Genomic DNA, 7,921 nt, shown 5'->3' on the forward strand with positions numbered 1-7,921 from the left:
GCTCTTTGATATCCGTCATCTCTTGCCAGTTTTGATTATAAAAATTTATTGCCATATATTGAACAACTGCCTCCATATCTCCTGTTCCTCATGAGCAATGACTCTATAATCTTGAGTCTTTCGTCTATATACCATAAAGCATGAGTCTATAGATCGAATAGAAACCGTTTTTTCTTTTCGACAACCCTCTAAAATAGATTGCATATCCTGGAGGCAATTATAATCAAGAATATATTTTTGAAAAAATAATTCCAGAAAATCCAATGCTTCATTATAAGATTGCAAATTTATCATAGTTCCTCTGAGAAAATATCAATCTTGTCGTAATTAATAACTCTATTTTCAGCATGCAGCTGTTGAACACGACCCTGGTCGTATTCAGGGTATGAACTGTGAAGCTACAGACAACATTTACTTCCTTTGACTTTTTCAATTTTAAGTAAAAAAACGCCTTCAGCCGGTAAAACAAAAGTATTTTTTCTTCCTGTACTTTGAAGATTATCTGAATGGTTGATTAGTGCTCTTCAGAATTTATTTTATGAGGGATTATCTCTCCTCTATATGGTATGTATTTCTATTACTCCAGTAAATAATTTTATATTTACCAAATTTGATGTTTTGTTCTTTATAATACTCTATTACTTCAGATGGATACCAACCATGTCCAAATAAAAAAAGAGCACCTTCGTCAACTAACAGTCTTATTATTCTTTGTTTATTCTGTTCGTCAATTACAGGTATAACCATAAACTCATCTTTTAATGAAAAACCCATCGCCTGCATTTTTTTAATTAAACCACTTCCCAAAACACGTATTTTTATACTAGTCCCAGCCACATCAATAACAACAATTGAATTATCTGGCATCTTATTCAATTTACATTTACCCTTATTAATTGTAGTGAATATATTGCTAACATTCAATGGCTTCTTATGAAAGATCTTCTTCTGTTACCAATCCATTAACAAAGATGGAAAATGAATTTGTCAGATATCTTTGAAGTTTTATATGATTCTCTTGCATAGTCAAATACTCATCAAAAGAATCTGTAGCAAAGTATACAATTGAGTAATTATCTAAATCCAGACAGAAGAAATTCCCTCCCCAATCATTTGCGAAGGGAAAAAGGTTTTTTGGGATCACTTGCCTATCCAACATGCTGACATAGCAACCATCAATTAAAGATCTAGGGTCATCATTTGTCTGACTATTATAAATAAACGGTTTAAACCCAGCCACCTCTACTGGTTCAAAATCTTCATCATCGGCCCACCAACTTTTCTCAGGAGTGCCACCATTAAATTGCAGATAATGTGAAATGAAATCATCAGGAAGAATAATAGATAATTCTTCTTCATTTTTAACAATATCTGCACGTCCAATCTTTTTTTCACAGTTACTGAAATGATTCATATATTATTTGGCCAGATGATCAAAAAAATCGCGAATTTATTTAAGGTGTTTATGAGCTGTTGCTGTATGAAAATTAGCTTAAGAAGCCCGCCTCCCCTGATGATCAAATATTTATCAGAACATTGTCGACAAGCTCAAAGCCTGAAACCCCCATTGTTGTGTAATTTGGATATTCAGCAACAGATAAACGCCTGATTTCGTCCTCCCCATCATATAAGCCGCCAGCATAATTAAATATTTTTAATTCTTTTTTTTCTTCAGTCAGATTAGCGTGGCCAATAATTTTCCAAATGCCTTTGCTAATATTCTGATTGCCAGTGAAAACAACCTTCATCTCTTTGCCAAACTTTTCAAAAGATAAAGGTCTCAGTGAACTGTTATCTTCAAGCTCCTCCGTATTCTGTATTGATAAAATGCAGAAACCTATTGCTTGCTTAAACTTTTCTTTTGGAGCAAATACAATCTGGCAAATCGCAAATTTCCCATTACTCATCGGAATGACAAAGATGTCACCCTCTTTGTATTTTACTTTCATAAGCTATTACCTTTCAGAATTGATAACGCATCTTTCAATACTTTTCCACCCCAATCACTGTTATGACCCGCAATATCCTATGTGCTAGCATTTAGGTTATAAGGACTAAATGATCTGATTTTATTTATGAGATTTTTTAAGGAGATCACTGACTTAGCTCCACCATTAAGAACCATAATCCTTTGTACCAGGAATTTAATTTCCGCTTTGGTCAAATTATTATCAAATATAATCAACTGTTGCAAATGTGATTTACCCGGTGTATTCGCATGGCTATTCAAACGAGCTGGAGCTTCCCCACGTCCTCCATAGATAATATTCTTTTCATCGTGAAGGGTTATCGTCCCGCTCTTCCCACACCAGGTTATTGCGGCAATCGTAATCCAGGCAGAGAGACCAGCGGTGGATCGCGGGTGTGGAAGGGGAAGATTATATCATTAAAAATTGCGATTTGATAAACTACTTTTTACTATTTGATTTGTTTTGAAAAAAATTCACGATTTGACGAGGATTTTTCAATGTTCTGAACTAGATGATTAATAAATCAAACATTATAGCCTAAATATGCTATTACTTTCTTTATCCATGTCCAGACTTCCTAACGCTCCAAGATCTAAAGAATAAATCTCATCAGTACCTTTACGCAAATTCAAAAAGTATCCCAAATCACCATCTTGACCAATCAATAAAACGTCAGGCTCCACCGATTGAATTGTGTATGTATTATTTCTTTCAAGCAAGTCAAAACAATTGAAAACATAAAGCTGGCCACCATTTGCTCGTTGAATTTCATAAGAGTAGCTATCTTTGACGTTCTCAATCATAAAGCGCTTATATTCAGAAGGTAAAGACGTGTGTATAATCTTTTCAACTTCATTTAACTGATCAATTAAATCTTGCTTTTCCATATCGGCTTACCTATAAATGAATAAATCCTATATTAAGATAAATATTATCTCCATTAGGTTCGCATTTATTGAGTAATTAGTTGTAATTATTAATAAGGGCAATTATTGTTTCTTTCCTGAAACTAACCAGCCATTAATTGCATAATAAAAAATGGAATATAAAAACCAATTTTTCTTATCAATGTTCTATATATTCAGCGCAATGGTTAAAGATTGATAGAATCTTTATTTATAAACACCAAGCTCTTCAGATCTTGAAATTAATTCATCTTGTAAGGAGCCTTGTATTTCATCGCCGTCATATTCAAGTTTAAAATCCCCATCAATATTTGGAGGGAAACGTGAACCATCGATTGTTCCGAGAACAGTAGAAGTTGTATCTACAATGACCAACCTAAGGAAATTGAAAATTTTCTCCTGTTCTTCTGGGGATAGTTTATGAATTACACTTCTTGCCCGCGAATAAGGATCTTCATCACCATTTGACTTTGATAAATCAGATAGATTATCAATATAATAATTTAGCGTATCGCCTAAAAGCTTGGCAAGTAATGATCTCACAACTAACTCATCTTTATTCACATTATCTCCTACAATTACTTTTACCTTTAGGTTTTGATTTTCTCATTTCAGGATACATTGCTTTATTTTTTGCGATTAATTCCTGAAGAACGCTGTTTGCAATGTCTTGATAAACTCGCCTTAATTCTAAGATGTCTCTAGCAAGCAGTTCCCTCGCATTAGCAAATGGTTAGCCAGTTGAAGGATTAATTTTCTTCGTGAAACAATACCGACACCTTCTTTTGATATAGTATGGCTTTCTTAAGGTACTAAAATTGACGGGCCAGTTTTAGGGTCATAACCTTCTACAAGATCTTTCATAGTAGCTTTTTGCCCCGCTTGATGAGCATCAAGTCCTGTGTTACCTCGCAAAACTATATCTCTCAAATCAGTGTAGACGTAGGTCAGCGTCACGTCTCCATGCAGTTCCTTCAGCAGGCTGAACCCTTCCCGGACAAACCAGGTGGTCACCAGCTTACCGGCGGGCTGTCCGCCCAGCACCTGACGGCTCGTTGGCGGGTAAAACATCCCGGCGATGCAGAAGCCCGAGGAGGTCGTACTCGCTGCGGGTGGTCAGCAACTACGGGGGCTATCCTGAGGTTGGGGTTATTCGTCACGAGTATAATGACCGATTATGGAGGTTAAGAGTAAGCAAAGTGCAAAAAAGCAAGCAAGGTGCGTGCAGAAGGAAAAAGAAAATTGTTAAAAATGACTATGTGATGAACTACTTGTATTATTCTATTTTTTCATTCAAAGATAAACTCCCTCTTCTAATGAGTTTTCAGTAATCGTTGCTTTTGCAAAGGAAATTAGAATATTTGAATCTTGCTTTTTATATTTAACTTCGTAACTACCAGGTTCTAAAGTAATAAACTCACCTGAAATGGCATCTGAGTCGTCAGGCTCAAGATCTCCGCCAGTGACATCTTCTCCCGCCCCAATGAAAACCTTTCCAGAAGGTACGTTTAAAAATAGCGACCCGGTACATTCATCAACATCTCTTTTAATATGGACTTTATAGGTTCCATCATCTCCAAGATTGAGAAATAACACATTACCTTTATTTATTTCTTCAACTTCATCTTCTGGAAGGCTCCACCAATCTACATCATCGTTAAGTCTATGTTTTAGTGACATTAAATCATAAATCACAATTGTTGCTGTATTTGTTTGGAAATGTATTATTGCATGCATAATTTTCAATACTTAATCTTTTATGAAATAATTAAAAACACTATTATGTCAAGTTATAATCTGTAGTATCAATCCCAACTCACATTTCAGCGTTATATTTTTTGAGGATTCCAGTCAGAGTAATCAGCTACACGGATTTCATTAAGAACGAGATCCAGTGGAACATGTGCAATGCTATCTGCGATTTCATCATAAAGCGCTGGCAACTCAAATGAAAAACCAAAGTCGTCATTTATAATAATGAAACCATTAAAAATGCGTTGTTTATTAGTCAAGTCGATTATTTGCCTCATCGTTTGACCTGGTTGTAATATGTTATTATACCTCCCCTTATAGCTTACATTACAACCAATCGAAATGATCGTTCCATCTTCAAGGGTAGCGATTGTGATAGTGTCATCTACAATATATGCAAGCCTTTTCTCATCATCAGGCAAAAAATAATCAAAGTAATTTACCTTAAACCCGGTATATAACTCATTCATATATTTACTTATATTTTCACCCAAAAACACGTTACCTAGCGCTCTCCCTGATAAAATATCAGCATTAAAATCAATCATTTACACCCATCCATTCGGAAAAAGAATTAAATTATAGTAAATTCCATCTCCTTCACAATTCAGCGCAATGTTTAAAGATTAACATGATGCATCTACCATTGCACACTCAAAAAAAATGGTATGTTGGAAATATATTTTTACCCTTTAGTGATTACAATGCTCCTATGATCTGTCTCATTTTTTATCCATAACATTTCATCTTGAGGTAACGATCCATCACTGCAGAAATCTACAAGTTCACCTTGCCAATCATCAGGAACATATTTGTGATAATGCATACTTTCGACATATTGGGAATATAGTCTTTTATTATCAAAGTCTATAAACAAATCTGGCATTAGATCATATATATCCCACCAGGTGGTTTTTTGCGAAAGCCTATTATAAAACTTCTCAGCTATATCATCCTTATTATATAAATAAGCATCTTTAATTAAACCATCAATGAATATCTTTGCGTTTTCTTCATTTACAACTGGTATGTTATATCTTTCCTTATGAATATCCTGTAGGTTTATTTCCATCCCACTTCTCACAAAATCTTCTACCCATTTTGCTCTGTCTAAAACCCACATTTCTTTAAAGGCTACGAACCAATAAAATCTTCCTTCGTTCTTTATTATCACAAGGAGTTCTTCATCTTTATTAATATTCATATAATAACCTATTTTACACTCCCCGAGACTGGAATCGCTACTTCGTCAAGCCATTCTGCCCATATTGATGGTAATTCATACGATCTAACTGGCGTTGTCGGATCCACACGCTTAGGAATTAATCCCTCTTGATGTAACGGATTAGTACGATAACCAACCTGAGGTATTGCACTTTCTTCTTTTAAATCCGCCATCCGCTTAGGGACTTTAAAGGAGAATACATTTGCCTCGCTCATGTAGATATTTTTAAAAGTTACAAAATGACCCTTTTCCCACATGAATTATCCGTAATACTTGGCGGAAATAACAAATTATTTTTTCCAATAAAGAATCCTCTGGTTAAGAAAATAATCCGCACGATTAATAGAGGCATCCGCCAAGGCACGGTATGAGAGATACCAAGTTTTCAACTTACAACGAGCAAACCGTAAATCTATTGTCCTGCCATGGTTTGGCCTTCAAGAATCGAGGGCTCTACAGCGGTTTGAACATTCAAAACCTAATGCCCCCCGACAGTGATCTAACATTAATGCCTTAAATCGAATATATTAAATTAAAAAGCATTCGACCTTCATTTTTTTCAAGGCTGATGTCATATTCATTGCCAACCACCTTAAATATCTCGTCTTCATTCACAAAAAAAACTCTGTACACTATTGAGGAAATTATTTGTCTAAACATATCTGAAGAAACATGTCTTCTTAAAGTTTTGAGATCAGCCAAATTATTTCTAACAATATAATACGAATAATTCATTAGAATGAAATTTGATATTAGTAAATTCTTCGTGGATTGATACTTGTCAAAACAATGTTCCAAGGCTCTATAAATTGTTTTTTTAGATTTCTCATAAGTATTAATAAAACTATCGGGATCGCAAAGGTAGCAGTTTTTATCATTAAAAGACAGGGAACTTCTATCGTTGTTCGCAACAAACAAAAAATTCAGCACTGATAATTGATAATGTTTTATAGACTTAATATCTTCAAAGTTTTTCTTTTTTTCAAATTGTAAATAAAATTGCTCAAGCAAAGACAATATTGAGACATTACCATGCTGAGAAGTATTTATACAAATCCCATCTTTAGTAATGCATAGCAAATTATAAGAGTCATCATCCATGCCCATTTCAAAACACAAAAATCTTAAAAAAAAGCTTTTTGCTTTTATAGCGTAATCTTCTTCGTTATCTTTTAAAGAAAACAGTTGATAGATATAAAACAAGATAAAGATATCTTTATCTATACGCTGTCGGTTATCTATTTGAAAAAGATAACCTAATCGAGAAAGGAAAACTTCAAATGCATACTTACCATCTTCACTTAGGCCTAACTTGTTTAACGCACGCTGAAACATAACTTTAGGAAAGCAAGTTTGCCAACGACTCAACTCTACATGCTTCCCATTTTCTTTTTTAAAACAAACGGGGAATAGGTCCGGTTCATCCTGAACATAGATATATTTTCCAAAACTTTCAATCTCTGCTCTCGCATTAGTGAAGTGTTCAATTTTATGTATAAACATTTCAAAAATCATTACGTAATCCTCTTACCACATTTCTTCCAATTACCTTTAGCATCTTTCTTTTCAATCTGGAATGAAGTGATTTTATCATTAAAACGAGGAAGGATATTTTTATCCAGGGTTAAATCCTGGTCGGCTATCATGATTAACCCATATGGCTTTATCACCTCGATTATTTGGGACCAATCCACCTTTACCACCACGCTCAGAAGCTGATGCAATCGCTTCATCTTTACTCGTATAGCGTATAACTTCCTCTTGTTTTAATCCCAGAAGGTCTATTCGCGTAAGACTATTTGCACCATACAGGTAAAGATTTATCTCCCCCGCCAGCCCTATCGGGTCCTTCTGCGTAAACCGTCCGCAGTCCGGGTCGTAATACCGGAACAGATTGTCGTGCAACCATCTCACAATGCAGGTGTTGACCCTGCATCCGCAGGTTCTGGGAATATCCTGATAGCTGCGTCTCGCTTTCCCGCAGCAGCTTGCCCCAGGCGCTGTTAACGCCTTCCCAGCGCACCTGCCCTTCGACATCCGTCATCCGTTCCGGCGTGCCGTTGGGCTGG

At 35.3% G+C, this 7,921-nt stretch carries 11 protein-coding genes and 1 pseudogene; all 12 read right to left on the reverse strand.

What is annotated here, in order from left to right; translation table 11 throughout:
• Positions 1-546: 546 nt before the first annotated feature.
• Positions 547-867, reverse strand: coding sequence for a hypothetical protein (locus AC0TNG_RS20240; RefSeq protein WP_473712711.1), 321 nt, complete (start codon positions 865-867; stop codon positions 547-549).
• A gap of 64 nt (positions 868-931) precedes the next feature.
• A complete protein-coding gene (locus AC0TNG_RS20245; protein ID WP_473712704.1) occupies positions 932-1,414 on the reverse strand; it encodes an SMI1/KNR4 family protein in 483 nt (160 codons plus the stop codon).
• A 103-nt stretch (positions 1,415-1,517) separates the two neighbouring features.
• Complete coding sequence (locus AC0TNG_RS20250) at positions 1,518-1,949, reverse strand: immunity 26/phosphotriesterase HocA family protein (protein ID WP_024907053.1); 432 nt, start codon at positions 1,947-1,949, stop codon at positions 1,518-1,520.
• A 551-nt stretch (positions 1,950-2,500) separates the two neighbouring features.
• The gene (locus AC0TNG_RS20255; protein ID WP_023292198.1) at positions 2,501-2,857 is read right to left on the reverse strand and encodes an SMI1/KNR4 family protein; all 357 of its coding nucleotides are present in this window, start codon (positions 2,855-2,857) and stop codon (positions 2,501-2,503) included.
• Between the two features lie 225 nt (positions 2,858-3,082).
• A complete protein-coding gene (locus AC0TNG_RS20260) occupies positions 3,083-3,439 on the reverse strand; it encodes a hypothetical protein (protein WP_473712705.1) in 357 nt (118 codons plus the stop codon).
• A gap of 240 nt (positions 3,440-3,679) precedes the next feature.
• Entirely contained in the window at positions 3,680-3,946 is a 267-nt protein-coding gene (locus AC0TNG_RS20265) for a hypothetical protein (RefSeq protein WP_061714946.1), read from the reverse strand.
• A 222-nt stretch (positions 3,947-4,168) separates the two neighbouring features.
• On the reverse strand, positions 4,169-4,612 hold the full coding sequence (locus tag AC0TNG_RS20270) for a DUF6386 family protein (protein WP_061714945.1): 444 nt from the start codon (positions 4,610-4,612) through the stop codon (positions 4,169-4,171).
• A 92-nt stretch (positions 4,613-4,704) separates the two neighbouring features.
• Entirely contained in the window at positions 4,705-5,175 is a 471-nt protein-coding gene (locus tag AC0TNG_RS20275) for a hypothetical protein (RefSeq protein WP_473712706.1), read from the reverse strand.
• Between the two features lie 137 nt (positions 5,176-5,312).
• On the reverse strand, positions 5,313-5,831 hold the full coding sequence (locus tag AC0TNG_RS20280) for a hypothetical protein (RefSeq protein WP_407858688.1): 519 nt from the start codon (positions 5,829-5,831) through the stop codon (positions 5,313-5,315).
• Positions 5,832-5,839: 8 nt separating this feature from the next.
• Positions 5,840-6,109: a hypothetical protein gene (locus AC0TNG_RS20285; protein ID WP_155267927.1), complete on the reverse strand. Its 270-nt coding sequence runs from the start codon at positions 6,107-6,109 to the stop codon at positions 5,840-5,842.
• A gap of 256 nt (positions 6,110-6,365) precedes the next feature.
• On the reverse strand, positions 6,366-7,367 hold the full coding sequence (locus AC0TNG_RS20290; RefSeq protein WP_473712707.1) for a hypothetical protein: 1,002 nt from the start codon (positions 7,365-7,367) through the stop codon (positions 6,366-6,368).
• A pseudogene (locus AC0TNG_RS20295) lies at positions 7,367-7,921 on the reverse strand (RHS repeat domain-containing protein); the annotation flags it as partial. The pseudogene AC0TNG_RS20295 and the gene AC0TNG_RS20290, both read right to left, overlap by 1 nt.

The sequence above is a fragment of the Enterobacter sp. PL_is514 genome (assembly GCF_055816715.1).